The sequence below is a fragment of the Clostridium sp. genome, from assembly GCF_051656525.1.
Taxonomy (GTDB): Bacteria; Bacillota; Clostridia; order Clostridiales; family Clostridiaceae; genus Clostridium.
On record NZ_JBOGCC010000242.1, the window covers coordinates 1 to 1,432 of the forward strand.

5 protein-coding genes are annotated in these 1,432 nt (G+C 27.9%); all 5 read right to left on the reverse strand.

What is annotated here, in order from left to right; all coding sequences use genetic code 11:
- Positions 1 to 55: 55 nt before the first annotated feature.
- From ACRDDY_RS12210 to ACRDDY_RS12230, 5 genes are read right to left on the reverse strand one after another with little or no spacing between them, the layout of a single operon-like run.
- Positions 56 to 271: a hypothetical protein gene (locus ACRDDY_RS12210; RefSeq protein ID WP_438565224.1), complete on the reverse strand. Its 216-nt coding sequence runs from the start codon at positions 269 to 271 to the stop codon at positions 56 to 58.
- 1 nt (position 272) lies between these two features.
- The gene (locus ACRDDY_RS12215; RefSeq protein ID WP_438565225.1) at positions 273 to 428 is read right to left on the reverse strand and encodes a hypothetical protein; all 156 of its coding nucleotides are present in this window, start codon (positions 426 to 428) and stop codon (positions 273 to 275) included.
- Positions 429 to 689, reverse strand: a complete 261-nt coding sequence (locus tag ACRDDY_RS12220; RefSeq protein ID WP_438565226.1) for a hypothetical protein — start codon at positions 687 to 689, stop codon at positions 429 to 431.
- A complete protein-coding gene (locus ACRDDY_RS12225) occupies positions 668 to 1,249 on the reverse strand; it encodes a hypothetical protein (RefSeq protein WP_438565227.1) in 582 nt (193 codons plus the stop codon). The genes ACRDDY_RS12220 and ACRDDY_RS12225 overlap by 22 nt, the downstream gene beginning before the upstream one ends.
- Before the next feature lie 11 nt (positions 1,250 to 1,260).
- Positions 1,261 to 1,395: a hypothetical protein gene (locus ACRDDY_RS12230; RefSeq protein WP_438565228.1), complete on the reverse strand. Its 135-nt coding sequence runs from the start codon at positions 1,393 to 1,395 to the stop codon at positions 1,261 to 1,263.
- Between the last annotated feature and the right edge of the window lie 37 nt (positions 1,396 to 1,432).

The following is a 1,432-nucleotide window of genomic DNA, read 5'->3' on the forward strand; positions in this document are numbered from 1 at the left end:
TGTCTACCACTCCATATCCACTACTTGCTAAACTTACATCTATACCTAATATCAATTACTCATCTCCCAACAATTCTTTTGTATAATCAAATGACTTCTCACATTCTGAATAATATGAATTAAGTCTATTTAGATCATCTGCATACATATTCTCAAATGCTTTAAGTTTTACTAAACATTCACCTATGAATACACATTTGTCTAATTCTTCATTAGTTATATCACTTTTAATTTTACGCTTTAAGTCTAATAAAATATCATCTATAGTCATATTACTCCACCCTTTCTATTTTAAATATAACCTCACTTTTGCTGTACATATTATTAATTCTTATGTAGTTATCTAACAAATCCATTATAAATCTATGACTACCTGTTCCCATTCTTACATATGTATCTTCCATTTTAATTGACAATTTATAAATCATTTATTCTACAGACTTATATGCTTTAGCTATTAATTTTTCCTCTGCAAACAATCCTATGAATAAGAAGTATAGGCTGACGATAAAGTTTAACACTGGGAATGCGAATAGTATAATCCACCTAATGAAAGCGTATATTTTCTCAACTTTAGATGACTTCTTAATATTTATATCGAATTTTTTAATTATGATATAACTCCTTAATACTGCTAATATGAATGTTGTAATGAATAATAAGCAACTTATTGTATAGAATTTAAACATTCCATTTCCTCCTTGATTATGTTTACTAATTTTGTATAACTTTCTATGTAATTATCATTGTAGATAATTCTATCTGTAACCAAATCTTCAAAATCCCTTTTATCTCTCTTGTGTCTATCTGTCAATTCGTCAAGCGTAGCATTTTCATCTCTTTTCAAATAAGAAATTCCCCTGTCTCTATCATTGCGAACAATTTGTATAGAAAGTATATTGTCTTTGAATTCAGTTTCCAGTAGACTTCTATAACCATGAGGATTAGCAATGATTATAGCTACTTCGGATTTATTTAATTCTGACTTAGTGTAACCATATCTGTATGTTCTATCTTCAGACTCTATATAATATGAAGTTTTCTCTATAAATTCATTTTGCGAATCTAACTTATCAAATTCCTTATCTGATATGAAATAGTATTCTACACCATCTGTTTCACCTTCTCTTTTGTCTCTTGTGGTGTAAGATATGCATCTATGAATATTTAAGTCATGTACTAGTTGGTTTACCATTGTGTCTTTACCAGCAGCAGCCTTGGCTAATATTACTATTAATAATTTGTTCAAACTTTCACCTCCTAATAATATACAATCTTAGAATTTTCTTTTGTCATTACATTGTCTTTAATTATTTTCACCTTAGTTGTTGTAACCTTTTTATTTGTGATTAAATCAATTCTGATATGTCCTTGTTCTTTTCTAATTTTATACATAGCATGCCTCCAGTTTAAATTATTAATTATTTACTTC

Excerpts from the sequence above, each read along its gene's own strand:
- ACRDDY_RS12215 (WP_438565225.1), bottom strand. The coding sequence starts at position 428 with ATGATTTATAAATTGTCAATTAAAATGGAAGATACATATGTAAGAATG.
- ACRDDY_RS12230 (WP_438565228.1), bottom strand. The coding sequence starts at position 1,395 with ATGTATAAAATTAGAAAAGAACAAGGACATATCAGAATTGATTTAATC.
- ACRDDY_RS12220 (WP_438565226.1), bottom strand. The coding sequence starts at position 689 with ATGTTTAAATTCTATACAATAAGTTGCTTATTATTCATTACAACATTC.
- ACRDDY_RS12210 (WP_438565224.1), bottom strand. The coding sequence starts at position 271 with ATGACTATAGATGATATTTTATTAGACTTAAAGCGTAAAATTAAAAGT.